Source organism: Kistimonas asteriae (assembly GCF_018263925.1).
Lineage (GTDB): Bacteria > Pseudomonadota > Gammaproteobacteria > Pseudomonadales > Endozoicomonadaceae > Kistimonas > Kistimonas asteriae.
Genome location: NZ_JAEVHF010000014.1, coordinates 37,387 through 62,330, shown reverse-complemented (window position 1 = coordinate 62,330; position 24,944 = coordinate 37,387). Strand labels below are relative to the sequence as shown.

Sequence of the window (24,944 nt, the reverse complement as noted above, 5' to 3'; positions counted from 1 at the left end):
GTGTTATGACAGACAAGGACGCCAAGAAACAGGGCAAGTCAAAGAAAAACAATCCGGCTATGGCTGCTCGTAAGCTGCTTCAGACTGAAGTTGACAAGCAGACCAGTAAGTTTCAGGAACTCTTGAAACTGAAATCCAGTGCCGGGATTGAGCGGGTCGACCTGACCGAAATGGCCACGTCGGTCCGTACGGTTCGTGGTGGCGCCAAACTGGCCAAGGTCACCAATGCCATGGGGTTGCTGGACGCGATGCTGCAGTGGTGTGAATTCTACTGTGAAAACTGGTGTCAGGATGTCTCAGAGGCGCGCAGAGAGCAGCAAGCAGCCATCAAAAAACAGTTACCTACCTTGTCCAAGGCTTGCGACTGCCTGTGCGCCATTGCCCGTGAAGCGGTCAGCAAGGAGAAGATCAGTGTTGAACTGATTCGCGAAGCGTCGGATCTCAGTTCTCAACTGGCGACAACACCGGCAACAGCCCAAAAGGCGCCTGAAGCTGCTGATTCGAAGGCCGTGACGTTACCTGATGATGATTCGTCGCAGCAGGTGGAGGCTGAACAGGAAACAACGGAAAAGGGTGCGGAGCAGGCTGAGTCTGCGCCTTCACCTTCAACAGAAGAACCGGTTGCAGAGCAACCACCTGAACCGGCACCCTCAAAAGAAGTCACGCCGGCCATTTTGAAAATGCGCTCTTTTTTCTGGAAAGAGCTGGAAGAGCGGGTTGAGGTGCTGACCCGGCACCTGCTGGAACTGGAGCAGGGGCTGAATTCGCCGCAACGGCTTGAGACCATGATGCGTATGGCGCATACCATCAAGGGTGGCGCCCGTCTGGCGGATATCGATCCGGTCATGCAGTTGGCGCACACCCTGGAAGATATCTTCGTCAGCGCCCAGAAACAACAGATTACCATTAACAGCAACCATACTGATTTACTGCTGAAAGGTGTGGACAGCATTGTGCAGCTGTCAGAGCAGGCGACGCAGCAAAGTGGTATTGATCAGGCGGCCATGACGCAGTACCAGTCACTCAATAAAGAGCTGGGCAAGGTGCTGACAGATCCCGGGAGTTTCAAGGCCAAAGAAGTCAGTAGTGAGCGTCAGCCGGCGCCAGACGTCGTTGAGGAAGTCAGTGAATCCAGTGATGTTGGCAGTGCGGATGGCGAAGAAGCCGTCGCAGAACGTGTCATCCGTGTAAATGCTGAAAAACTGAACAAGGTCATCGGACTGGCTGGTGAGTTGTCCGTTGAGTCCCGCCAGCTGAAAAAGTTCTGGCAGGAAAATATCAAGCTGCGACGCAATGCCCGCACCATGAACCAGGTCGTTGAGAAGTGTGTCGCCTTGTTGAAAAGCTATCAGATTGATGAGAGTGACCGGCACTACCTGACAGAACTGATGCGGGAATCCCTCGCAATTGAGGAAGCGGTCGATCACAACTGTGAGGTGCTTGAGGATTATGAGCGCAAAACCACCGGGCTGACCGATAAGCTGGTGCGCGAGACGCTCGGACATCGTATGCGTCCTTTCAAGGAAGGGACACAGGGATTGCTGCGTCTGGCGCGTACGGTATCCCAAAAACTGGGTAAGAGAGCCCGCCTGGAAATCCGGGGGGAGAACACCCAGGTTGACCGGGATATCCTTGAACGGCTCAATGTACCACTGACCCACCTGATCCAGAATGCCCTTGATCATGGGCTGGAAACGACGGATGCACGCCTGGCGTGCGGTAAGCCTGAAGAAGGCCACATCGTAGTTGAGGCGAGCCATAAAGCGGGCCTGTTAGTGGTGACTGTCAAGGACGATGGGGGCGGCGTGAATCGTGAGAAGCTAAGGGCTTCCATCCTCAAGAAGAACATGGCGACCGAAGATATGGTGGCCAATATGTCTGATACCGAATTGTATGAATTCCTGCTGTTGCCCAATTTTTCACTGAAAGACAAGGTGACCACGGTGTCTGGCCGCGGTGTAGGCATGGATTTGATTCATGAGATGGTGCAGGAACTGCGTGGCCGTATCGTGATCCACTCGGAAGAAGGCAAGGGTTGCTGTTTTGAGCTGCTCCTGCCGCTGACATTGTCCATGCTGCGTTGTGTCGTGGTGGAAGTGTCGGGTTTCTATTATGCCCTGCCGGTTGGCCCGCTCAACAAGGTGCTGACCTTCACCTCTGACGCTGTGAACATACTTGAGAACCGCCAGTATCTGCGTGACAGCAGTGGGGTTCAGCTGGGGCTGGTGAATGCCCACCAACTACTGGAGTTAGCCGAAAAACAACACCCTGAGGGTCGACAGGAAGCCATTGTTTTGGGGCGGGGTTCACATCAGTACGCCATGACCGTCGATTCCGTGATTGGTGAAACCACCCTGGTTGAACGCCCCATTGACCCTCGCATGGGCAAAATCAAGGATATCAGTTCGGCCGCATTCCTGGATGATGGGACGCCGATACTGATTCTGGATGCGGACGATCTGGTGATCTCCATAGAGCGTCTGGTTGCCGGTGGTCGGGTGGATAAATGCGACAGTGGTACCACGGATGATGAACGGGCTGCTTCGGCCAAACGGGTGCTGGTGGTCGATGATTCCATGACGGTTCGAGAGCTGGAGCGTAGTCTGCTGGAAGACAACGGTTACCGGGTGGATATTGCCGTTGACGGTGCGGACGGCTGGAATGCCGTACGGATGAATGAATATGACCTGGTGATTTCCGATATCGACATGCCGCGCATGGATGGATTTGAGTTCATTTCGCACATTCGCAGTGAGCACCACATGCAGCATCTGCCGGTCATTATCATTTCCTACAAAGACCGGGAATCTGACCGTAAGCGGGGGATGGAAGTCGGCGCTGATCATTACCTCACCAAGGGCAGTTTCATGGATGAAACTTTTATCAGTACCGTCAAGGACCTTATTGGCAATGCACAGTCTGACGAGACCCGAAGCAGCGGGGATGGCATGAACCCATGAGGATAGGGATTGTCGAGCCGGAATTAGTGCAGCGCGAGAAACTGGCCCGCCTGGTGCGTGATAAACTGGGCTGGCAGGTACTTTGGGAAGTCAGTAATGGCCCTGCCGCAATCCGCCGTTGCCTGAACCAGAAACCTGAGTTGATTCTCATGGCGTTGACGCTGCCAGGCAAAGAGGACGGGGTGGCGGTCACCCGCAATATCATGAAAGACAACCCCTGCGCCATTGTCATTATCACCACTGCGGAGCACAAAAGTGCCGGTATCTTCAAGGCATTGTCTGTCGGTGCGCTGGATGCCGTGGAAATGCCTTCTGATCAGGCGGATAGCATTGCCCATTTTCTCAGCAAGATGAAGTCGGTCAGAACGCTTGTCCAGGATGACGAGTTCGGTGGAACAGGTACCTCCAGAGCCGGTACTCCGGCAAGGCAACAGGTTCCCCAGAACTCAGACATGCTGATAGCGATTGGTTGCTCGACAGGCGGCCCTGGTGCGGTAGCCCTTCTGCTGGCAGAACTGCCGGTTGATTTACCGGCGGCGGTCGTGATTGTTCAGCATGTGGACGAAGAGTATGCCTCCGGTATGGCGGAGTGGCTGAATTCACAAATTCCGATGCCAACCCGTATCATCCAGGGCGGAGAAAAGCCTGAAGCGGGCACGGTGCTGCTGGCAAAAACGAATGATCACCTGGTGATGGATCCGACAGGCAGGCTGGCGTATACCCGTGAACCAGTTGAAAATCCTTACCGGCCCTCCGTTGATGAATTTTTCTGCAGTGCCGGTCAGTACTGGCGCGACCGGATGATGGCGGTTTTATTGACGGGGATGGGGCGTGATGGTGGCAGGGGGCTACTGGCCCTCAGGCGGCTGGGATATCACACTTTTGCCCAGAATGAAGCCAGTTGCGCGGTGTATGGCATGCCGCAGGATGCGATTCAGCGCGGTGCTGCCGATGACATTATGACACCGCAGGACATTGGCCGACGGTTACGTGAGGTGATCACTTTGCCCCGGAACGGTGCAAATAGTCAGGGAGGGAGACGCCTGTGATAACCGATGACAACTCAGCCGGTAATCTGGTTGACACACAGGATCACTGCCTGGTGCTGCTGGTTGATGATGACCCCATGGTGGCGGAAGCCCTGCGTCTGATGGTTGAGGGGGAAGACGATCTGCGCATGCATTATTGCGCGGATGCCAGTACTGCCCTGGATGTGGCCGAGCAGCTCAAGCCAACGGTGATCCTGCTCGATATGGTGATGCCGGATATTGATGGCTTGACGCTGTTGCGTTACCTCCGGGTCAGTGAGGCGACGAAGTCCGTACCGGTATTGGCACTATCGATGAAAGATGATGCCAAGCTGAAAGCGGATATTTTCAGTGCCGGCGGCAATGATTACCTGATCAAACTGCCGGAATCCATCGAGTTATTGGCGAGGATTCGTTATCACTCACAATGCTATATCCGGTTGCTGCAGCGTGATGAGGCTTTCAGGGCACTGGATATCAGTCAGCGTAAGCTGGCGGCCAGTAATATCAAACTGCAACAGCTGGCCAGTATGGATGGCCTGACCGGTATTCCTAACCGCCGTACCTTCCAGGAAACGATTGATACCGAGTGGGATCGGGCAACCCGGGATAGCGCTCCGCTGTCCCTGATCATGATGGATATCGATTTCTTTAAGAAGTGCAATGACCATTATGGCCATCAGCATGGTGACGAAGTGTTACGCCGGGTGGCCAAGGCGCTATCCGGTTGTCTCAAGCGTCCGGCTGATATGGTCGCCCGTTATGGCGGGGAAGAATTTGCGGTATTGCTGCCCGGGACGGATCTGGAGGGGGCTGCCAGTGTTGGTGAGGAGCTGCGCAGTACGGTTGAAGCACTTCATCTGGAGAATGCCAAGTCTCAGGTGTGTGAATGGGTCACCATTAGCCTGGGTGTCGCAAGCTGTATTCCAGCGCCGGGCGATATTGAAACAGAGCAGCTGATCAAGCAGGCGGATGAAGCCCTGTATGAAGCCAAGGAACAGGGCCGAAACCAGGTCGTCAAGGCGTCTGAATCGGCTGAGGGGAATAGTGCATCATCATGATGTCGGGGGCGAACATGAGTAGTCGCAGTTATCGTTATCGTGTGCTGCTGGTTGATGACAATCCCAAACCGGTAGAGACGTTGCGCAACCTGCTGTCATCACGAGGCTATGGGTGTGAAGTGGCCCTGACCTGGCGGGATGCATTGACGCAGGTTAAACGGCAGGTGTTTGACCTGGTGGTGAGTGGTTACCGGCTTAAGGATAAGAATGGTGTCATGCTGATTCAGGAAATGCAGGGGATAAAGCCGGGGCTGGCTGGACTGGTACTCAGTAGCTTCAGTGATATGAAAGCAGTGGCGCATGATACTCATCAATCGGACGCCATACACTTTATGACGCGACCCTATCAGGACGATAAGCTGCTGAAGACTGCTGATGATGTGATCAGAACCTCGAAGAAACAGAAAACGGCGAAGCCCGAAAGGTCAGAGAAAGACTATATTCTGGATCATAAGGTCTATAGCCACAGTGCAATCAGTGATCTTGAACGTGTTTACCCCGGTATTACCCAGGGGATTTGGGATGAAGCCATTGACAAAGTCAAGTGGCGGCGCCATAGACGCTAACGTCGCGACCGCCACATGTAAGAACGCAGGTTAGCTACCTGCGTGTGTCACCTGAAGAATGCTGTGACGGATCTCACTGGGTAACACCCGACGGGCGTCACGTGCGACCACCGCAATCTCCTCACCAAACTCCAGCTGGTTGTCAGCATTAATGCGAACAACGCCATTGTGTTGCAATTCCTCAATAAAGTGCCGGAACAGCGTTTTATCAAAGAATTCCGGCGCATTGAGGCCGTGAATGATGGACAACCGTTGCGCCATATCCCGGCTCTGGCCTTCCAGGGATTCCGCATCGACTTCGCCGGACCCGTTACGCAGCATCAGACTGATCACAACATAGAAACGCTCAAGAGCCTGTTGGATCGGACGCGACAGGATAGTTAGTGTAATGAAGCCGGTGCTGCCGGATTCCGGACGTCGCAGCAGGGTGCCGTCCACCGTCAGCAGGCCGGCTTCTGCCATGGCGGAGAGCCAGTGTTTGACGATCTCGTCCAGCGCTTCAATATCCCACTGAAGGAACAGCTCGGATTTCAGGTAGGGATACAGAATCCGGCAGAAATTGATGACTTCCTGCTGCTCAATGGCGTGGCTGTTGGCAAACATCCGGCTGATCAGCGAGGGGATGGCAAACAGGTGCAGGATATTGTTGCGGTAATAGGTCATCAGGACTGCATTGCGGTCATCCATCCGGATGATATCGCCCAGGCTGTCCGTCTGCCGGTAAACCATTTTCATGGATTCCACATAGCGGATCATATCCTGGCCGGACATACCCACCGGCTGGGTGGTATGGCTGTTGTAGGGTACCTTGGCGAGCAGTTCCTGACAGGCTTCCAGCTGGATCACCAGCTCTTCTTCTCCCAGCGCATGGCGGGGAGAGCTCAGCAGCACCATGGCGACCAGGTTGACCGGGTTGATGGCGGCGGCACTGTTGATACGGCTGGCAATCAGGGTGCCGAGCTGATTCGTCGTGTCCCACAGCCAGGCAGGACGAGGATTATCGCCATAGTCCTGCGCTTGCCAGGCCGGTTGTACCTGGTTAAGGAACTGATCCAGCAGTATGGGCTCGCCAAAGTTGACATAGGCATGGCCGAAGCTGTTTTTCAGACCCGCGACGGTGCGAATAATGTCCAGCGGCGATTCTTTTTTCTTGGTCTTGCCATGAAGTTCACCCAGGTAGGTGTTCACTTCCAGCAGCTTTTCATAACCGATATAGACCGGGACAAAAGCGATCGGCTTGCGGCTGTCTCGCAGGAAACTGCGCAGGGTGATGGACAGCATGCCGGTCTTGGGGCGCAGGGTGCGTCCGGTTCGTGAGCGACCGCCCTCGACAAAGTATTCGGTTGGAAACCCCCGGGTGAAGAGTGTGTGCAGGTATTCGTGGAATACCGCAGTATAGAGCGGATTGTCCTTGAAACTGCGACGCATAAAGAATGCACCGGAACGACGCAACAGGGAGCCAACCAGTGGCATGTTCAGGTTTATGCCGGCCGCAATATGGGGTGGCTGCAGCCCCTTGTGATACAGCACATAGGACAACAGCAGGTAGTCGATATGGCTGCGGTGGCAAGGTACATAAATCAGCTCATGGCTGCCTGCCAGGTCTCGGACCGGTTCGATGTGATTGATGTCCACACCGTTGTATATCTTGTTCCAGAACCAGGTCAGGAGTATGTCCAGGAAGCGAATGGCGGAATGGCTGAAGTCAGAGACAATCTCGCGGGCATAGTCCCGGGCCTTGGCTTCGGCTTTTTCCAGGGGGATATTGCGGGTTTCTGCCTGTTCAGTAATGACTTTGCGCACGGTATCGGAGCTGATGATACTGTTGACCAGTATGCGCCGGTGCGATAGGTCAGGACCAAGGACGGAGGCACGGATTTGCCGAAAGTGAACCCGGAGGATGCGTCCGATCTTGCGTAGTGTCCGGTTATGGTCCTGTCCTTCGTCAACAATCTCACGTAGAGACAGTGCCGGGCTGAAGTGCACCAGAGTCTGGCGGCCATGCATCAGGATCGCCAGAAATTTGCGGAAGCGACTGCCAACATTGTAGTTCCAGGCAAACAGTAGCTTCAGGGGTGAGTCTTCCTTGTCAGGCGCCCGTCCCCAGAACACGCTGACAGGCACAATCTGTACATCCTGATCGTGATTGGTTTCAACCGCGTTAACCAGTCGCACCAGCCGGTCAGAGTGGTACATCCGCTCTCGCGTCAGAAACAGGCCTTCCGGGCGGGCAAGGAAAAAGTAGGCGTGCTTTTCACTGATGGCCTGGCCTGTCAGTGGTGTATAAGGACGGGGCAGGCCGGCTTTCTGGCATTCACGGTCCAACACCAGCAGGTCAGACAAAGAACGGCTTTGCAGTACATAAATGACAGGTTTGTCAGCGTCGAGCCCGAGTGCCTCAACAGTGTTGTTTTGTACCCGGGTTCTGACCCAGAAAAACATAAGCCGCCGCAGCAGGTTGAACAGAAAGCGGCTGAGTTGGATCGGTTTATCCATAAAAGTCTGCAGATTCGGTGACATGGTGATGAAACTGGCTGTATAGCTCCGAAAACCCGGTTCCATGCCTGCTCTCACAGAGGGCAGGCTCAAGGGGCGCTATTCTACCACCGGGCGTTGATGCCAGACAGTCGTTTCATGCGTTATGCCCATTCAATGAGTCGCTCTTCGCCGTTTTCGGCGATCTGCCACCACTCATCCATGTTAGCGCTCTCTTCCTGCCAGAAGGCGCCGTTGCAGCGGATTTGGCAGTTCAACGCCGTATGGCAGGCGCGGGCACAGTCGACATCACTTTCCCAGGGCGTGTCCGGTGAGTTGAGCCAGATACTGGTCCAGGCCTTACCAGCGGCATCTTCGACAACGGTGACGGGAATCGTCTGGCTATTGAGTGTCAGGGTCAGCGAATGGCTGCGCCCCTGTTGCGTCACATCCGACATGTCGTCGGCACAGGTTTCCAGCCAGGAAAGGATAGCGTCGATCGGCGTGCGCTTGACGTAAATTTCAATATCGGGCTGCTGCATGGTGTGTGTCTCTGTAGGCTGATCGGCGAATGGCCTGTGTGCAAGCCGGGTTACTGTGTCAGCTGAAGGGTGTAGAGCGTGATCTCGGCTGTGCACTGCAGCTGATGCAATGCATCCAGTCGCTGGCGCTGGGCGGCGCTAATATGCCAGTTATGGGGCGTCATAGCCAGCAGATCACGGATGTCTGCCGCGCTGTTAAGGCAAAAGTCCGCCTGAACGGTGTGTTCGCTGATGACTGTATAGGTTTCCGGCATGCTGTTCAGAACCTTGCCGGGCTGGTAGCTTCGTACCTCTTCATAGATGGCTTCCCGCAGAGACATCAGGTGATTGGCGCCAGGTGCCAGAATGACCAGATGGCCGGCGGGTTTCAGCACCCGTGCAAACGTATCCCAGTCAATCCGGGAAAAGATGCTGACCACCAGGTCGGTACTGTTATCCGCCATTGGCAGGTCAGCCACACTGCCAATCAACCAGTGAATGGCGCGGCTGCGCTGGCAGCAGGCCCGTATGGCGGGCTTGGAGATATCCAGTGCATACAGGTCCGCATTGGGGATAGCGGTTTTCAGCTGGTGGGTGTAATAGCCCTCGCCGCAGCCGGCATCCAGAATGACGGGGTCTTCCCTGTCAGTGAGTAGCTGGGTCGCAGCCTGTGCGACGGCATCGCTGACAGGCTGATAATGGCCTGCGTCCAGAAACCGGGTGCGAGCCGCAACCATGTCCTGGTTGTCGCCAGGCTGTCGGCTATTCATCTTATGGCTGAGCAACAGGTTCAGGTAGCCTTGCCGGGCGAAGTCAAAACGGTGCCGGGAGGTGCACTCCATGCCATTGCCGGATACCGCTAATGGCGCATGGCAAACAGGGCAACGAAGTCTATCTCGGGTAAAGAGGGCTTGGGAGACTGATGTCATTGGAGGTTAACTGCAGGCTGAGAGGGTAAGGGCGAAAGACCGATTACCGGATATGGATGTATGAAAGGCTGAAATTGTATCAGAGCTTGCAGGGTATCAGACAGCAGTTCTGCAACGGGGATCATCCATTATCCCGACTGCAGGAAAAACCGGGCGATCAGGTCAGCAGGTTCACCAGGACCTGTTCATAGATGTTGCTGAGGATATCCAGGTCATCGGCCTTGACGCACTCATTGACCTGGTGAATGGTCGCATTGCAGGGGCCCAGCTCAACCACCTGGGTGCCGGTCGGGGCAATGTAACGGCCATCGGAGGTGCCGCCCGTCGTCAGCAGCTGGGTGTCCATGCCGGTGATATCGCGGATAGCTTCTACTGTGGCATCAATCAATGGGCCTTCAGAGGTCAGGAACGGTTGGCCAAACAGTGTCCAGTTCAGATCATATTCCAGGTTATGGCTTTGCAGGATCGCATCGGTGCGTTCCCTGAGTTGTTGATCGGTCTGTTCCGTGGAAAACCGGAAGTTAAACATCACATCCAGTTCACCGGGAATCACATTGCCAGCACCGGTGCCCGCATGAATATTGGAGATCTGGAAGCTGGTGGCTGGAAAGAATGCGTTACCCTCATCCCAGACTGATTCTGCCAGTTCAGTCAGTGCCGGTGTTGTCCGGTGGACCGGGTTGTCCGCCAGATGGGGATAGGCGACATGGCCCTGATGACCTTTGACAGTAAGCTCGCCGGTCAGTGAACCGCGGCGGCCATTTTTGACGACATCCCCCGTCTTTTCCGTGCTGGAAGGTTCACCAACAATGCACCAGTCAATTTTTTCGTTACGGCCTTCCAGCGTTTCCATGACTTTCTGGGTGCCATTAACGGCCGGGCCTTCCTCATCACTGGTGATCAGCAGGGCAATGGACCCTTTATGGCCAGGATGCTTGGCGAGGAAGCGCTCAATGGCTGTTATCATGGCCGCCAGACTGCCTTTCATGTCAGCGGCGCCGCGTCCGTACAGGTAACCGTCTTTGAACGTTGGAGTAAAAGGTGGAGAATCCCAGCGATCCTCGGGGCCCGTTGGCACAACATCGGTATGACCGGCAAAGGCCAGCACTGGCCCGCGGTTACCGCGACGTAGCCAGATATTATCCACGTCGCCATAGCGCAGTCGCTCAATCATGAACCCCAGGGGGGCGAGCCGATCGGCCAGCAGATCCTGACAGCCAGCGTCGTCTGGGGTGACTGAGGGGCGCGATATCAGGTCACAGGCAAGTGTGACAGTAGGCGAATGTGACTCCATTGATGCTTCCGGTAAAACTGTTGTGATTATTAAAGAGACGCTATCTTAGCAGAATGTTTCCACCCTATGTGTTGTCGTTCCTTTCAAACCGGTCAGTGTCACAAACCAAACGACGTCAGCCAACCAGGCGCCATTATTATTCTGTTTTGTCCCGGTATTCACACAGATCCTCAATGATGCAGGAACCACACTGGGGCTTGCGGGCCTTGCAGACGTAACGGCCATGCAGAATCAGCCAGTGATGCGCATCAATCAGGAATTCCCTGGGGACTAGCCGGAGCAGGCGCTTTTCAACGTCCAGCACATTTTTGCCCGGCGCAATGCCCGTGCGGTTGGCAACCCTGAAAATGTGGGTATCCACTGCCATGGCCGGCTGACCAAAGGCGGTATTGAGGATGACATTGGCGGTTTTTCGCCCAACACCCGGTAGCGCTTCCAGGTCCTCCCGGTTATCCGGTATGACGCTGTTGTGTTGGTCAATGAGGATTCGGCAGGTTTTGATGACATTCTCCGCCTTGCTGTTAAACAGGCCGATGGTTTTTATGTATTCCTTCAGGCCGTCAACTCCGAGGGCATAGATGGCTTCCGGCGTATTCGCCACAGGATAGAGTTTGCGGGTCGCCTTGTTAACACCAACGTCAGTGGCCTGGGCCGACAGAATCACCGCGATCAGCAATTCAAACGGTGTTGTGTATTCCAGTTCGGTGGTGGGGTGCGGATTATTCTCACGTAGACGTTCAAAGATCAGTCTGCGTTTTTCCTTGTTCATTTATGATGCCTTACATTCTCATCAAACGGCGGGATCATAGCATGACAGGCAGTGGAATGGGGGGCTGGCGGTCGTAGTCAGTTGCGCTGACAACGGAAGTCCCGGCCGGGTTAACCAGCCGGGTTTGGTCGGGCTTAGAAGAAGCCGAGCGGGGACGTATCGTAGCTGACCAGCATGTTCTTGGTCTGCTGGTAGTGATCCAGGATCATCCGGTGGGTTTCACGACCCACGCCGGACTGCTTGTAACCCCCAAAGGCGGCGTGTGCCGGGTAGAGGTGGTAGCAGTTGATCCAGACCCGGCCGGCTTCAATGCCGCGTCCCATGCGCTGGGCACGGTTCATGTCGCGGGTCCAGACACCGGCGCCAAGACCAAACTGGGTATCGTTGGCGATAGCGAGGGCTTCCTGCTCATCCTTGAAGGTGGCAACGGACAGTACGGGACCAAAGATCTCCTCCTGGAAGATCCGCATGTCGTTGTTACCTTTCAGGATGGTCGGCTGGACGTAGTAGCCGTTGGCCAGTGAGCCATCCAGCTGTGCACGGTCACCGCCCAACAGGCAGGTGGCGCCTTCTTCCTGACCGATCTTCATGTAGCCAAGGATCTTGTCCAGCTGGTTCTGACTGGCCTGGGCGCCGATCATGGTGTCGGTATCCAGCGGGTTGCCCATACGGATCTGACGGGCGCGTTCCAGCACCTTTTCCATGAATTCGTCGTACATGGATTCCTGCACCAGTGCCCGGGACGGACAGCTGCAGATTTCACCCTGGTTCAGGAATGCCATCAGCATGCCTTCAACGGCTTTGCTGATGTAGTCCTCTTCTTGCTGGAGGATATCGGCGAAGAAGACATTCGGGGACTTGCCGCCCAGCTCGACGGTGCAGGGGATGATGGATTCCGCCGCGCAGTGCATCATGTGGGAACCTACCGGCGTGGAACCGGTAAATGCCAGTTTGGCGATACGCTTGCTGGTGGCCAGCACTTCACCGGCCTCGCCGCCGAAGCCGCTGACCACGTTGATAACACCGGCCGGCAGCAGATCAGCGATCAGGTCGACCAGCATGAGGATGGAGGCTGGGGTCTGGCTGGCGGGCTTCATCACCACGCAGCAGCCGGCCGCCAGGGCCGGTGCCAGCTTCCAGGCCGCCATCAGCAGCGGGAAGTTCCAGGGAATGATCTGGGCGACCACACCGATCGGCTCATGGAAATGGTAGGAGGTGGTATTGGCGTCGATTTCGCCGATGGTGCCTTCCTGGGCGCGGATGCAGCCGGCGAAATAGCGGAAATGGTCAACTACCAGGGGTAGGTCGGCGTTCAGGGTTTCGCGGATCGGCTTGCCGTTTTCCCAGGTTTCGGCCACGGCCAGCATTTCCAGGTTCTGCTCAAGGCGATCGGCAATGCGCAGCAGGATGTTGGAACGTTCGGTGGTGGAGGTCTTCGCCCAGCTGGCGCGGGCCTTGTGGGCGTGGTCCAGTGCCAGCTCGACGTCGGCGGCGCTGGAGCGGGCAACTTCACAGATATGCTCGCCGGTCAGTGGCGAGTGGTTGGTGAAGTAGCGGCCTTCGAGCGGTGCTACCCACTCGCCCCCGATGAAGTTGTCGTAGCGGGGCTTGAAGTGAGTCAGTGAGCCTTCATGGCCGGGTTGTACGTAGATCATGAACCTTGGTGCTCCGATACTGTACGGATTGTGTTGTGGTTCTCACCTGTTATTGAGGTGTGTACCAAGATCCAATGATGGTATGAAAGCAACCCTTATGTAATTAGGCATTTGTCGTATATTTGCTCACAAAAGCGAACTTCGGCATGTTTGATTATGTTTGAAATGGTTACGGGCGATAGAGACGATTGCAAACGGGGTAAATTTGGAACAACCGTATTGAAAAATTCAGGCTTGATAGTGCTTTAGAAAAACTAAGACTGGTTGCAATGCCAACTTGCGAGATAGTTTGTCAAGTTGGCTCAAGAAAGCTGGCGACAGATTATAGAGGCTGTGGCAGCTATGGTTTACTGGATGGTTCCGGTTACCCGGACACGCTTGCTGCCCACCGATGTTGTTTTTTTAGATAACTGGTGTGTCGTTATGCGCTCATCCAGAAGGTTTTTCAAGGCTATCAGGAAGCCCATGAAGACGAATGCACCCGGCGGTAGAATCGCAAACAGGAATTTCTTGTAGTCGGGTATGACTGTCATTTGCCAGTTCTCAGCAACGGGTCCAAACAGCAGGTGCATGTTGGCAAAGAGAGTGCCCTGTCCGACCAGCTCCCGTAAGCCCCCCAGCAATACCAGTACCAGCGTAAAGCCGGTGCCCATCATGAAGCCATCCAGTGCGGCGGGTGCAATGCCGTGTTTTGACGCGTAAGCATCGGCCCGACCAAGAATAATGCAGTTGGTGACAATCAGCGGGATAAAAATCCCCAGTATCTTGTACAGCTCATAGGTGTAGGCCTGCATCAGGAGTTCAACGCAGGTGGTCAGTGAAGCGATGACCATCACGAATACGGGTAAACGGATGGCTTCTGTCATCTGTCGTCTGAACAGGGAGACCGCGATGTTGGAAAAGGTCAGCACCGCAATCGTGGCAATGCCAAGGCCCAGTGCGTTCACGACACTGTTGGAGACGCCCAGCAGTGGACACAGGCCCAGCAGCTGCACCAGTGCCGGGTTGTTTTTCCACAGACCTTCCAGGGCGATATGACGCGGGTCAGTGCTGGCCATGGGGTGACTCCTTCAGGCGTTGAAGCCCGTTGGTGAACAGGGCGCTATGGTAATCGGCAAAATAGTCCAGGCTACGGCGAACGGCCGCAACAACCGCGCGGGGGGTAATGGTCGCACCGGTAAACTGGTCAAACTCACCACCATCCTTGCGCACGGCCCAGCCTTCCCCGGCTGGATGATTGATGGACTTGCCATTAAAACCCAGAATCCAGTCAGAAATACGGGTATCAATGCTGTCGCCCAGGCCGGGGGTTTCCTTGTGGGTAATGACCCGAACGCCGGATATTCGTCCGTCGGCATAAATACCGACCAGCAGGTTGATTCGGCCACTGTAACCGTCAGGTGCGACGACCGGCAGGATGATGGCTGACGGTTTATCGTTCTGAAATGCGATATACGCTTCAGGCGGTTGCACGTAAGGGCCCAGTCGCTCGGGTTCTGGCAGTATGACACGGGTATCGAGCAGACTGTTGTCAAACGCTGACAGAGGCAATACCTCGTGCAGGGCCTTTTCTTCGCTGGCGCGTACCTGGCTGGTTATCTGGTCGCGCGTGGCGTACCAGGTCAATGCCACGAGGCCGGTTGTCAGTACCGCGAACAGACCCAGCGTCAGGCTGTTTTTACTGATGGTTCGAAAGAGTGCAGTCATGGTTATTCAGACTTCGCCAGCCCCCGTTTCGGTTTTTTGTGGCCGTAGGTACGGGGCTGGGTGTAGTAGTCAATGGTGGGGGCAGCCATGTTCATCAGCAGCGTGGCAAAGGCGACACCGTCAGGGTAACCACCCCAGGCTCGAATGATGTACGTGATCAACCCAACGCCCAGGCCGAAAATAAAACGTCCCTTGGCGGACGTTGCACCGCTGACCGGATCGGTAATGATGAAAAAGGCGCCCAGCATGGTGGCGCCGGAAAAGAGATGGAGCAGCGGAGAACCGTGTGATTCGGACCCTGATCCTCCCCAGAACACCAGTGACATTACGATCAGACCTGCCAGCATGCCCGCGGGTGCGTGCCAGGTGATAACTTTCCGGTACAGCAGCACCAGGCCGCCAGCCAGAAACGCCAGGTTGACCCAGAACCAGCCGATACCGGTCATTCCCTCCAGTTGGGGTTTGCTTTCCCATAGCTCCGGCATGGTCAGTGAGCGGTTTTCACGCACGATATCCAGAGGGGTGGCCAGGGTCCATCCGTCAACCGCCAGCGTACTGCTGGCGGGTGTGAAAATAGCCCTGAAGGCATCACCGAAACCGGTAATGGCCGGATGCCCTTCAACACCCGTCGGTGGGGCCCAGCTGGTCATTTCCTGAGGGAAGGATATCAACAGGAGCACATAGCCCAGCATGGCCGGGTTGAACGGGTTATAGCCCATGCCGCCGTATAACTGTTTGCCAATCACAATGGCAAACACCGTACCGGTCAGCGTGAGCCACCAGGGTGAGAACGGTGGCAGCGCCAGTACCAGAAGAAGGGATGTGACCAGTGCGGAACCGTCTTTCAGGTAGAACGACAGTGGGCGTTTACGCAGGGTAAGCACAACTGCCTCAGCCGCAAGGGCGATCAGCGAGCACCAGGCCAGATTGATCAGCGTGCCCCAGCCAAAGAATCCGGACAGGGCCAGCAGACCGGGCAGGCTGGCCGCCAGTACCCATTGCATGACGTTGGGCGTCCGGTTGGCGCCGAGGGTATGGGGTGACGTTTGTCGTATAAGCGCCATGGTCATTCCTTCGGCTGTTCGTTGACGGCGGTAGACGGCGCGGTTTCCTGTGCCAGGCAGGCAGCCAGAGCGTCATCAGCCTGTTGTGCCTCGGTTTCAGCCGTCTTCAGCGCCTGTTCAAGGGTGGTCATATCGTCATCGGCAGAGGTGTTTTCCAGTGCCCGCCGTGCTTTTTTGACCTTGGCCCATGCCATGGCGCTCTCGATTTTGTGCTTTTTGGCCGCATCACTCAACGGTACCCGTTTAGACTTGGCTGGTTTTTCCTGGGTGGGCGCGGGTGTTCCGTTGTCGGCGGATTCAGCGACCGCTTGTTCACGCTCGGCCAGAATTTGACGACAGTTTTCGACTTTGACCTTGAGGGCTTCAGTCTGATCGTTGTCAATCTCAAGCGCTTCTGCCAGCGCCCGTTCGGTCTTGCGCAACTCAGCACGGGCCATTGCCAGCTCGATCTTCAGTTTTTTCTGATCATCGCTCAGGGATGGTTTGGCTGCTTTTGGGGGCTGGGCTGCTTGTGAGCCTGATGTGCCAACCGACTCGGTGGTGTCACCTGCCTGATCAAAATCCTGCTGAAGTTGTGCCTGCTGTTCACGCAGGCGATCAATGTCTGCCTGAAGTTTAGCGGCTGTTTCCGAATCACTGTCGTCCAGCTGGGCGAGCGTCCGATCCGTCTTCTTCAGTTGGGCATTGATCATGGAGAGCTGTATCTTCAGCTCTTTTTGCCTAGGGTTCAGTGTAGGGCGTGCCTTGCGTATAGGCTCGCTGGCGGGTTGTCCGGCCGCTGCCTGTTTGCGTGCTTTTGCCCGTTCGATGGCGGCCTGGATGGCATCCTGTTTTCCCTCATCTGCTGTCGCTTCAGACGCTTTGGCAGGAGCAGACTTCTCCGCTTCCCGTGCAGCCTTGAGTTGGGCGGCCCGCTCGGCATTGGCTTTGCGCTTAGCTTCTTTTTCTGCCGCCATGCGTTCCAGACGCTGCTGACGATTTTCAAAGCGGCGCTTTGACTGTTCGGCTTTTTCGTGTTTCGCCTGCTGCAGCCGGATCTCGTCCTTGCCGGCTCGGAAGTACTGCACCAGCGGAATGTTGCTGGGGCAGACATAGGAACAGGCACCACATTCTATGCAGTCAAACAGGTTATGGTGTTGCAGTTGATCATTGTTCGCGGCCTTTGCATGCCAGTAAAGTTGCTGTGGCAACAGCGACACCGGGCAGGCGACGGCACAGTCTCCGCAGCGTATGCAGGCACGGGCGGGGGGCGCTGCCGGGAACTCCTGCGCCGTACCGGCAATCAGGCAGTTGGTGGTTTTAATCACAGGAATATCGGTGCTGTCCAGGGTGAATCCCATCATGGGGCCACCCAGGACCAGGTTGTTCATCGAATCCTGCCTGAGACCGGCAAAGGCCAATAGGTCGTTAGCCGGGGTGCCGATGAGCGCTTCAACGTTTTGAGGTTGTGCCAGCGCATCCCCTGTCAGGGTTGTGATCCGGGAGATCAGTGGCCTGCCCAGGATAATGGCATCATGGATCGCAGCAATCGTGCCGGTGTTGTAGCAGAGAATGCCGATATCCACCGAGCGCGCATCGCTGGGGACTTCCCGCCCGGTTAGCAGATAAATCAGTCGCTGGGCGTCGCCGGACGGGTATTTGGTGGGCACGGTAACGACCTGGTAAGCGCGGTCCTGGCAGGCACGTTCCATTGCCTTTGCGGCGTCAGGCTTGTTGTCCTCAATGCCAATGAGCACCTGTTCCGGATGCAGCAGGTGGCAGAGGATATCAATACCGCTGACGATGCGATCGGCACGCTCACGCATCAGCATGTCATCAGCGGTGATATAGGGTTCACACTCGGCGCCGTTGACGACCAGGGTATGGATTTTGTCTTCGTTGCGTGACGCCATCTTCACAGCGGCAGGGAAGCCAGCGCCACCCAGACCGACAATGCCCGCGTCGTAGATACGCCGAATCAGTGCTTGATGGTCTACCGTCGTATAGTCTGGCTCGGGGAACAGTTCGCACCAGTGGTCGTCCCCATCACTGGCCAGCACGATACAGGTTTCGGTCAGCCCGGAAGGGTGGGGGACTTTACGGGCTTCAATCGCCGTGATGGTGCCAGAGGTCGGCGCATGTACCGGCGCACTGACAAAGCCGCTGGCCCGTGCCAGCAACTGTCCTTTTAATACACTGTCACCGACTTTGACCAATACCTGGGCCGGTGAGCCGGAGTGCTGGTTCAGTGGTAACACATACTCGGCGGACAGCGGTGGTGTAGCGATCGCCGTCCGGGTTGATTGCTGTTTGTTTTCCGGTGGGTGAACGCCACCCGGGAACTCGTGAATAGTAATCAGGTTACTCATGCAGCCTGATCCCCCGGTCCGGGCGCGGGCCGGCGGTCAGTGGCGATCAGTTGTTCCGGCGGCACTGGCAGGCTCCATGCCCAGCTTTTTGTTGTCACTTCAAGCGGTACCATATCGATACAGTCTACAGGGCAGGGTTCGACACAGAGATCACACCCCGTGCACTCATTGACGATGACCGTGTGCATTTGTTTCGCGGCGCCAAGAATGGCGTCCACAGGACAGGCCTGGATACACTTGGTGCAGCCGATGCATTCGTCTTCCCGGATATAAGCGACCATGGGCGGCTTTTCGGTGCCGTGCTCACCATCCAGGGGAACGGCTTCTACATCCAGCAGATCGGCCAGTGCGTTAATGGTGCTTTGACCACCCGGCGGACAGTGGTTGATGGCTTCACCGTTCGCAATCGCTTCGGCGTAGGGACGGCAGCCGGGGTGGCCACACTGGCCACACTGGGTCTGCGGCAACAGTTCGTTGATCTGGTCAACAATCGGATCGCCTTCTACCTTGAACTTTTCTGCGGCGAATCCCAGCAGGGCGCCAAAAATCAGGGTCAGCACCAGCAGGGCGAGAATCGCGTGAATGATGATGTCCAACAATGCCCCCTTACAGCTTGATCAGGCCGGTAAAGCCCATGAAGGCCAGGGACATCAGACCGGCGGTAATCATGCCGATGGCCGCGCCGCGAAAGGGAATCGGCACGTCGGCGACCGCGATCCGTTCACGCATGGCGGCAAACAGGACCAGTACCAGCGAAAAGCCGATGGCCGCGCCGAAACCGTAGGTGGCAGAGTCCACAAAGCTGCTGTGCATACGGTTGCTGTTCAGCAGGGCAACGCCGAGTACTGCACAGTTACTGGTGATCAACGGCAGGAACACGCCCAGGACCCGGTAGAGGAGCGGACTGACCTTTCGCACCACCATTTCGGTAAATTGCACGACAACGGCAATGACCAGAATGAACGACAGGGTTTTCAGAAACTCCAGACCCAGCGGGATCAGGATGTATTCGTAGGTGATGTAACTGCAGATGGACGCGAGGGTCAGCACAAAGGTGGTGGCCATCGACATGCCCATGGCCGTTTCCAGCTTGTTGGAAACCCCCATAAACGGACAAAGCCCGAGAAACTGCACAAGGACAAAATTATTGACCAGTATTGCGCTCAACAGGATCAGCGCCAGCTGGGTCAGGGTTTCGGTCATGACTCTCACCGATAGCTGCAAGGCAGCCGGTATCACACCGGGCTGCGACAAGCGCTGTTTACCTTTGCGTCGTAGTAACTAACGACGCGGCTCCTGGTAACAGCGCACTTTATTATATGGCGACCCGCGCCTGAGGCGGCCTATTATCCGGCAGGGCGTTATTCCATACAATAGCGGTTGGTTATCTTGTAAAGCATATTTGGTTATATACTTATGGATGTCGCGGTTCACACTGCCATGGTTTAAGTGTCTTCGGGCAGGGCGTTTCCAGCCGCGAAATTATAAGGTTTTGAATGAAAAACACCAGTGGCCAGTGAGGTTGTATTGCCTGTTAAGTAAGTGCGCAGATTATGATGAATCGCTTTTGGGGATGGAAAGCAGCGCTGTTAGCTTATCAACGACCTGCTTGAAAGCGAGTTCGAATGCTGTAGCCTTCTCCTCGTTTTTCCCGTTGTAACTGATCGTCATTCGAAACTCTTGATCATTGGGGTAGTAAGCGATTCCGAGTCCATCGTCTTCGACGGGCCCAAACAGGAAGCGCCGAACAGCTGGAGACACCACGCAGGACGTTGACAGTGTATTGGTATTGATTAACGCCTTGAACAAGGGGTTTTCAAACAGTCGGGGCTTTTCAGGTATACCGAGTTTCGGACCAAATTTTTCCCAGGTCTTCTTGAGGGCAAACAGGTGTCGGACAATACCTTTACCAGCCTTGCAGTCTTTGATTTTTTTGCTGTGTCTCTCAGCTGCCTGTATTAGGAGTGCTTGTTTTTGTTTGTCTGTTGTTTGAGGGTCTTGTAATCCCTTAGCCAGTGCTATCGCTTCGGCGGACCAGCTACGAAGGCATTCTGTACGGCCCAAATGAAGATGGCGCATGGCGACGGATTCATAGGTGGGTACCATGGATTCCCAGGTGCGCCAAGCTGCTACCTGGAAGGCTACCTGATAAAAAGAATCCGGACTGATATTGTGTTTACCCCTGAGCGTGGCGCGTCCAATGTCAGGGATCTCTATTTCCTTTAAATGGGTTGCTTTGATAGCGTTCTTAAAGTGTGAGCGCTGCGTTTGAATGAATTCTTTGAGTGATGGATTAATATCCCAGTCCAGCTTTTTGGGTGTGGGTGTCAGGTTGCCTTCAGTCGATGGTTCGGCACTGAAGTTGTCGTTGATGCGCTTGAAAATAGGGAGATAGGCGTCGGCATCGGCCGGTGTGTGTTCCAGGGTGGCGCCGATTTTGCCGTCGGCTTGCATAACAATCTGCACTGTTTTATCAAACCATCGATCGTTACCATTGCCGGCCAGAAACTGGCGGGCGGTAGAATCAGGATTGACATCTTGAGCATCGATAGCCTGATCCCTGTCAAGACATACGCAGCAGAAGGCGCTGTCGACCTGTTGCATGAGGCGAGCATTCTTGCCGCTGTCATGAAGAAGCTGCGTCTGAAGCGTGGCGCATAGGTCTCGATCGACAGCGGTCAGTGGCGTCAGGTCAACTGCTGACCGAGTGCTTTTCTTTGTCTGCAGAAAGGCTAACAGTTTGGCAAGGTGTGAGCGTTCGATTCGATGACCGTTTTTGTCAGCAATTTGCAGGGTGTGCATATGTCCACCGGATAGCACGAGGATAGATTGTTCTTTATTGCTTGTATCTTCCTCTTCTGCGCAAGGTTTCAGGATATCCTTCTCCTGTTTGGGTTTACGGTTATTGAATAACCTGAGAACCTGATCCATGCAAACTGGATGTTGTTCTTTGTCGCGTGTTGTGTATGTGTCCTGCGGCAGAGTTCCTGCCTGCAGTTGGTCGTAGTGTTCAGAAACAGCAAGGATAACGTCTGCCAATTGTTCATGGGATGGTTTTTCAAGCCATGCGCTTTTATCGAATTCGACGGCAAAGCTGACATTGATGGGTGTCGCATTCCTTGCTTTGAGATACATTTCATCCCAAAAAGGCTTCAACCATCCACTTGGTTTCCTGGACTGTTTCAGAAGTTTTTTCTGAAGTGGTTCAGCAGACACTGTTACGAAATCGTCCAGATCTTTTTTGAAGCTTGCCTGATGTTTGTGCAGCTCTTCATCCAGTGTTGCGGCCTCGCTGGCCATTGTTTTCAGTTCGTCCAGCGTATTGTTCAGATCCGGCATTGTCCACTTTGGTGGGGTTTTGTATTCAACTGTTGTGATTTTGCGTGCCCGTGATGACGTATCTGGCGCAAATAATCCGGTGGATGCTGTTGAAGAGAGTCTTGCCGCTTTTTCAGGGCGTATCGTCTCGGCCTGATGTGAATCGGTCTGACGCTTACGGGCTAAGAGTCTTGGCGATTTTCTGGGACGTGGCGTTTGGTCCTGCTTCGAATCGGCGGGACGTTTGCGGGTCGGGATGCTTGAGTGTGGTCCAATGAGCTCCATAGCCATGCTCTCTACCTGTTCTAATACAGGAATTATGACAGCATGGGGGCATTGTAAGTTCTGACAACGTTGACAGGCTGAGTAAGGCTTATTATCCCCACATAATGAATGTCTTTATCGTTGTGGCTTACATAAGGACAGTTTTTTTGTCCGTCCCAACAGAAACGTATCGAAATCGTTGGCAAGAAATAGCATGCCGGTAAAAAAATGTCTCGCTTCCTGTTCTACTTCGTCAAGGGATCGGCTGTTGGCTGAACTCCCTTTTATGGTTTGGTAACGGGGGCTGAAATGCGTCAGGATGAGGTTAGGAATTGGTGTGTCCGAACAGGTTTGCGCCACCTGTGCGGCAGTACTGTGTTGCACGTTGATGGCTAGCTGTTGATAGACAGTTTCTGTGTACGTCGCTTCGTGAACCAGGAGATCGCAATCCTGCAGATACGGTTGCAGTAACTTCGGTTCTTCGTTGTCTCCGCCAATAATGATGGTTCGGCCGGGTGTGTCGGGCAGGCAGTAAGTGGCGCCGGACACGGTGCGGCCATCGTCAAGTGTCAGCGTTTCCCTGTTTTTTAAGCGGCCATAGAGTGGCCCTTCCGGAATACCGTCAGCCATTGTCAGTGATTTATCAAACGGTCCCGGGAATGCTGGTTCACGGATGCAATAGGCAAAGCTGGTGATATTGTGCTTCAGGGGAATGGCCTTAATCCCATGGTTGTGCCAGTGATACTCACCCCCATGATCGGGCAACTCAATAATCTCCAGGGGGAAATTCAGTGACAGCTGCGAGTAATGCATGATGGCTTCAAGCATGGCCTTCAGGCCTTTTGGGCCGATCAGTGTCAGTGATTGATGTTCGCGAGCGAGTGTTGTCATGGCGCGGCTGGCCAGAAGACCGGGCAGGCCATAACAATGATCACCATGTAGGTGCGTGATCAGGATAAGGCCGAGTTTAGCCACCGAGAGTGGGCATCGCAGTAAGCGATGCTGAGTGCCTTCACCGCAATCAACCAGAATCCATGGGCGCACCTGTTCAGGCTGCAGGGCCAGTGCTGTGACATTACGGTGTCGGGTGGGTACGCCGGCAGAGGTGCCCAGGAATGTTAGTTCCATGAGGGTTCGGTTATCCAGAATTGTGTGACCGTGACTATGTTACCCGTTTAAGGAGGTGAAGATAATCAACCTTGCGCTTGTGATAGTGAGAGTGTATCAACAGATTAACATTAATTAATTAGCGGCAACGTTTCATCAGGCATATCTTTCATCTCAGCAAATCGATTGATGAAAGAGGAACGCAACCATGAACAAGAACCTGATTGGTCTTGAACTTAACCATAGTGCCGCCATTGCTGAACAGCTGAACCGTCTCCTGGCCAGCTACCAGGTGCTGTATATGAACAGCCGGGGTTACCACTGGAATATCCGTGGTGGTAGTTTTTTCCAGCTGCATCAGAAGTTTGAAGAGATTTATACCGACCTTCAGAACAAGGTGGACGAACTTGCAGAGCGCATTGTGACCCTGGGGCATACGCCGGAACATTGTTTCAGTGGCTACCTGGAGCACAGTGAGATTGCCGAACATACGAATGTGACCGAAGGCAAGGCCTGTGTCGGCAACCTGGTGGACAGCTTCAGCAAGATATTGGTCAAACAGCGTGAAATTATGGCACTGGCGAGCGATGCCGGTGATGAAGGGACGGTGGCGTTAATGTCTGACTACATTCGTGAGCAGGAAAAACTCCTGTGGATGCTGAATGCTTACCTTCAGTAACCCTTATTGTCGTTTTAATGTACAATGCCCCGATGATATTAAAAATCATCGGGGCATTGTACATTCTTCCTAACGCATAGTATTAACCTGATTGTATTGTTATGAACTATTTCTGTTCCTGGGCTGTCTAGGTAATGTTTTTAGGTTATTTTAGTGCAACTTTTTTTGGCAGCTTTTAATGCCATTAAATATTACCGTAAACATATTGGGGGATAGGATGAAGTTCGAATGCACAATAAGGCATAGGCATTCATTGTCACATCATGATGGCATTAATAAGCAGCGAAGGAGAAAATCAAAAGGATCACCTGTAAAGCCTTCTGCGCCTGCGGCGAAATTGTTATTCAAACAATTAGCAGAACACAAAGCGACTTCGCAGCCATTATCAAGCGAAGCAGGTTTTACTCCAGGTATTCCTTTGAGAGAAAGACCTATATCAGGTCATGTGAAAACGATGGTGAAACAATTTTCAAATATTGAAGGGCTGAAGGATCAGTCTCCTGTTCTCAAAAGAAGGCGTCCAATGCGCAGGCCGAGCGATTTGAATATTGCACCACGAAAGCGATTCGAAAGAAACAAAGAAAACTATGAAAAAATACGGCCATGTATGCTCGAACGCCAGGAGTTTCGGTGTGCAATCTTAAAATTGGCAGCCATGGATATGGATAGTGTTGCAGGCATTGATGTTGAGGCATGTCTGGAATCAACCGATAGGCAAATACTCAACCTCATGGACAATCTTGCTTCAATAAGAAGAAATCCTCGTATTCCAGAGAATTTGAAAGAATATCTTTGTAACTATATAGAGTTATCGGTGTGTTATTTGGAGACAATGATTCGCCCTACAATGCAGGGCTTGACGCCAGGTTTAGTAGAGACTTTTGCTTTTGAAGATGAGCGTTTGGCGCTTGAAAAAATATTTGTGGAACAGTTTGGTGATGAGTATAACCTGTCACGTCAGGATGATGGAGCTACTCCAGGTGATAAGGGCGAGGTATCTGTCATAGCCCCCGTCAGTGGGTCAGAGAATGATATTGTCGATGAGTCGCAGTCAGGTGAAAGTTATGAACAGTACACCAGTTATCGTATGCCTGTTCGTAAAGCGTTATCGGAATCAATGCAGGTTGCGTTATCGGTTCCTATTTATTGGAAGTCTAATTAAAACATCAGGTTGATAAAGCATGCTTTCGAGTATGATT

20 protein-coding genes are annotated in these 24,944 nt (G+C 54.2%); 6 read left to right on the top strand and 14 right to left on the bottom strand.

The genetic code is table 11. The features are described 5' to 3' along the window. The first annotated feature begins 5 nt into the window (after positions 1-5). Genes KHS78_RS15775 through KHS78_RS15760 form a run of 4 tightly spaced genes read left to right on the top strand, consistent with a single transcriptional unit; the run spans position 6 to position 5,615 of the window. A complete protein-coding gene (locus KHS78_RS15775; RefSeq protein WP_211829434.1) occupies positions 6-2,960 on the top strand; it encodes a hybrid sensor histidine kinase/response regulator in 2,955 nt (984 codons plus the stop codon). Beyond that, positions 2,957-4,009 carry a chemotaxis-specific protein-glutamate methyltransferase CheB gene (cheB, locus tag KHS78_RS15770; RefSeq protein ID WP_211829433.1) on the top strand — a complete coding sequence of 351 codons (1,053 nt, stop codon included), beginning with the start codon at positions 2,957-2,959 and terminating at the stop codon, positions 4,007-4,009. Before KHS78_RS15775 ends, cheB begins: the two co-directional genes overlap by 4 nt. Continuing rightward, a complete protein-coding gene (locus KHS78_RS15765; protein ID WP_343216923.1) occupies positions 4,006-5,049 on the top strand; it encodes a diguanylate cyclase in 1,044 nt (347 codons plus the stop codon). The genes cheB and KHS78_RS15765 overlap by 4 nt, the downstream gene beginning before the upstream one ends. Positions 5,050-5,063: 14 nt before the next feature. Beyond that, positions 5,064-5,615 carry a response regulator gene (locus KHS78_RS15760; RefSeq protein ID WP_211829432.1) on the top strand — a complete coding sequence of 184 codons (552 nt, stop codon included), beginning with the start codon at positions 5,064-5,066 and terminating at the stop codon, positions 5,613-5,615. Positions 5,616-5,645: 30 nt separating this feature from the next. Here KHS78_RS15760 and plsB read toward each other — a convergent pair whose 3' ends face one another. The 14 genes from plsB to KHS78_RS15690 all read right to left on the bottom strand — a co-directional run bounded on the left by plsB (position 5,646) and on the right by KHS78_RS15690 (position 23,087). Continuing rightward, a complete protein-coding gene (plsB, locus tag KHS78_RS15755) occupies positions 5,646-8,111 on the bottom strand; it encodes a glycerol-3-phosphate 1-O-acyltransferase PlsB (protein WP_211829431.1) in 2,466 nt (821 codons plus the stop codon). A 143-nt stretch (positions 8,112-8,254) separates the two neighbouring features. Then, entirely contained in the window at positions 8,255-8,632 is a 378-nt protein-coding gene (locus KHS78_RS15750) for a hypothetical protein (RefSeq protein ID WP_211829430.1), read from the bottom strand. 50 nt (positions 8,633-8,682) lie between these two features. Further along, positions 8,683-9,540, bottom strand: a complete 858-nt coding sequence (locus KHS78_RS15745) for a putative RNA methyltransferase (protein ID WP_211829429.1) — start codon at positions 9,538-9,540, stop codon at positions 8,683-8,685. 157 nt (positions 9,541-9,697) lie between these two features. Next, complete coding sequence (gene dapE, locus KHS78_RS15740; RefSeq protein WP_211829428.1) at positions 9,698-10,834, bottom strand: succinyl-diaminopimelate desuccinylase; 1,137 nt, start codon at positions 10,832-10,834, stop codon at positions 9,698-9,700. A 136-nt stretch (positions 10,835-10,970) separates the two neighbouring features. Beyond that, positions 10,971-11,603, bottom strand: a complete 633-nt coding sequence (nth, locus tag KHS78_RS15735) for an endonuclease III (RefSeq protein WP_211829427.1) — start codon at positions 11,601-11,603, stop codon at positions 10,971-10,973. Between the two features lie 134 nt (positions 11,604-11,737). Next, positions 11,738-13,258 carry an acetaldehyde dehydrogenase ExaC gene (exaC, locus tag KHS78_RS15730; RefSeq protein WP_211829426.1) on the bottom strand — a complete coding sequence of 507 codons (1,521 nt, stop codon included), beginning with the start codon at positions 13,256-13,258 and terminating at the stop codon, positions 11,738-11,740. A gap of 347 nt (positions 13,259-13,605) precedes the next feature. Further along, complete coding sequence (locus KHS78_RS15725; RefSeq protein WP_211829425.1) at positions 13,606-14,316, bottom strand: electron transport complex subunit E; 711 nt, start codon at positions 14,314-14,316, stop codon at positions 13,606-13,608. Then, positions 14,303-14,965: an electron transport complex subunit RsxG gene (gene rsxG / locus KHS78_RS15720; RefSeq protein ID WP_211829424.1), complete on the bottom strand. Its 663-nt coding sequence runs from the start codon at positions 14,963-14,965 to the stop codon at positions 14,303-14,305. Before rsxG ends, KHS78_RS15725 begins: the two co-directional genes overlap by 14 nt. A 2-nt stretch (positions 14,966-14,967) precedes the next feature. Continuing rightward, a complete protein-coding gene (gene rsxD / locus KHS78_RS15715) occupies positions 14,968-16,029 on the bottom strand; it encodes an electron transport complex subunit RsxD (protein WP_211829423.1) in 1,062 nt (353 codons plus the stop codon). Positions 16,030-16,031: 2 nt separating this feature from the next. Then, on the bottom strand, positions 16,032-18,377 hold the full coding sequence (gene rsxC, locus KHS78_RS15710) for an electron transport complex subunit RsxC (RefSeq protein ID WP_211829422.1): 2,346 nt from the start codon (positions 18,375-18,377) through the stop codon (positions 16,032-16,034). Next, positions 18,374-18,973, bottom strand: a complete 600-nt coding sequence (rsxB, locus tag KHS78_RS15705) for an electron transport complex subunit RsxB (RefSeq protein WP_211829421.1) — start codon at positions 18,971-18,973, stop codon at positions 18,374-18,376. Before rsxB ends, rsxC begins: the two co-directional genes overlap by 4 nt. A gap of 10 nt (positions 18,974-18,983) precedes the next feature. Next, positions 18,984-19,568, bottom strand: coding sequence for an electron transport complex subunit RsxA (gene rsxA, locus KHS78_RS15700; RefSeq protein ID WP_211829497.1), 585 nt, complete (start codon positions 19,566-19,568; stop codon positions 18,984-18,986). 360 nt (positions 19,569-19,928) lie between these two features. Beyond that, positions 19,929-21,986, bottom strand: a complete 2,058-nt coding sequence (locus KHS78_RS15695; protein ID WP_211829420.1) for a choline/carnitine O-acyltransferase — start codon at positions 21,984-21,986, stop codon at positions 19,929-19,931. 108 nt (positions 21,987-22,094) lie between these two features. Further along, positions 22,095-23,087: an MBL fold metallo-hydrolase gene (locus KHS78_RS15690; RefSeq protein WP_211829419.1), complete on the bottom strand. Its 993-nt coding sequence runs from the start codon at positions 23,085-23,087 to the stop codon at positions 22,095-22,097. A 187-nt stretch (positions 23,088-23,274) separates the two neighbouring features. Between KHS78_RS15690 and KHS78_RS15685 the strand changes: the two genes are divergently transcribed. Beyond that, the gene (locus KHS78_RS15685; RefSeq protein WP_211829418.1) at positions 23,275-23,745 is read left to right on the top strand and encodes a Dps family protein; all 471 of its coding nucleotides are present in this window, start codon (positions 23,275-23,277) and stop codon (positions 23,743-23,745) included. A gap of 217 nt (positions 23,746-23,962) precedes the next feature. Further along, positions 23,963-24,907 (top strand): hypothetical protein, encoded by a 945-nt coding sequence (locus KHS78_RS15680; protein ID WP_211829417.1) that lies wholly within the window; start codon positions 23,963-23,965, stop codon positions 24,905-24,907. Positions 24,908-24,944 lie beyond the last annotated feature (37 nt).

Bases quoted from the DNA above. Each gene is read 5' to 3' on its own strand.
- KHS78_RS15775 (WP_211829434.1), top strand. From the start codon at position 6: ATGACAGACAAGGACGCCAAGAAACAGGGCAAGTCAAAGAAAAACAAT.
- cheB (WP_211829433.1), top strand. From the start codon at position 2,957: ATGAGGATAGGGATTGTCGAGCCGGAATTAGTGCAGCGCGAGAAACTG.
- KHS78_RS15760 (WP_211829432.1), top strand. From the start codon at position 5,064: ATGAGTAGTCGCAGTTATCGTTATCGTGTGCTGCTGGTTGATGACAAT.
- plsB (WP_211829431.1), bottom strand. From the start codon at position 8,111: ATGGATAAACCGATCCAACTCAGCCGCTTTCTGTTCAACCTGCTGCGG.
- KHS78_RS15750 (WP_211829430.1), bottom strand. From the start codon at position 8,632: ATGCAGCAGCCCGATATTGAAATTTACGTCAAGCGCACGCCGATCGAC.
- KHS78_RS15745 (WP_211829429.1), bottom strand. From the start codon at position 9,540: ATGACATCAGTCTCCCAAGCCCTCTTTACCCGAGATAGACTTCGTTGC.
- dapE (WP_211829428.1), bottom strand. From the start codon at position 10,834: ATGGAGTCACATTCGCCTACTGTCACACTTGCCTGTGACCTGATATCG.
- nth (WP_211829427.1), bottom strand. From the start codon at position 11,603: ATGAACAAGGAAAAACGCAGACTGATCTTTGAACGTCTACGTGAGAAT.
- exaC (WP_211829426.1), bottom strand. From the start codon at position 13,258: ATGATCTACGTACAACCCGGCCATGAAGGCTCACTGACTCACTTCAAG.
- KHS78_RS15725 (WP_211829425.1), bottom strand. From the start codon at position 14,316: ATGGCCAGCACTGACCCGCGTCATATCGCCCTGGAAGGTCTGTGGAAA.
- rsxG (WP_211829424.1), bottom strand. From the start codon at position 14,965: ATGACTGCACTCTTTCGAACCATCAGTAAAAACAGCCTGACGCTGGGT.
- rsxD (WP_211829423.1), bottom strand. From the start codon at position 16,029: ATGGCGCTTATACGACAAACGTCACCCCATACCCTCGGCGCCAACCGG.
- rsxC (WP_211829422.1), bottom strand. From the start codon at position 18,377: ATGAGTAACCTGATTACTATTCACGAGTTCCCGGGTGGCGTTCACCCA.
- KHS78_RS15695 (WP_211829420.1), bottom strand. From the start codon at position 21,986: ATGGCTATGGAGCTCATTGGACCACACTCAAGCATCCCGACCCGCAAA.
- KHS78_RS15690 (WP_211829419.1), bottom strand. From the start codon at position 23,087: ATGGAACTAACATTCCTGGGCACCTCTGCCGGCGTACCCACCCGACAC.
- KHS78_RS15685 (WP_211829418.1), top strand. From the start codon at position 23,275: ATGAACAAGAACCTGATTGGTCTTGAACTTAACCATAGTGCCGCCATT.
- KHS78_RS15680 (WP_211829417.1), top strand. From the start codon at position 23,963: ATGAAGTTCGAATGCACAATAAGGCATAGGCATTCATTGTCACATCAT.